The 280-nt window shown below is 52.1% G+C and carries 1 protein-coding gene; it reads left to right on the plus strand.

Features of this window, described 5'->3' with window-relative positions; genetic code table 11:
• On the plus strand, positions 1-182 hold a 182-nt coding region (locus Q5762_RS38030), incomplete at its 5' end, for a hypothetical protein (protein ID WP_399495583.1).
• Positions 183-280: the final 98 nt, after the last annotated feature.

Consider the following 280-nt stretch of genomic DNA (forward strand, 5'->3'; position numbering starts at 1 on the left):
GCCGCGTGCTGGTGGGGGATACCTTGTACAATGGTAACGGTGATATCCTCACCACAAGCTATTTGTCTTCCAACTATAATTCCAGCAACTGGTCATCGAGTGACAGTTCCTCTTCCAATGATTCATGGGGTTCCTTTTGTGGGGGCTCCTCCGGTGGGGGCGGCGCTTCTGGCGGCTGGTGATCGCCACATAAAAAAACACCACAGGTTCCCAGACCTGTGGTGTTTTTTACTGCTTACCCAGCAGTGTGAACCGTTGTCCATCAACCAGCGTTTGGTAG

It is taken from the genome of Streptomyces sp. P9(2023), from assembly GCF_032436795.1.
Taxonomy (GTDB): domain Bacteria; phylum Actinomycetota; class Actinomycetes; order Streptomycetales; family Streptomycetaceae; genus Streptomyces.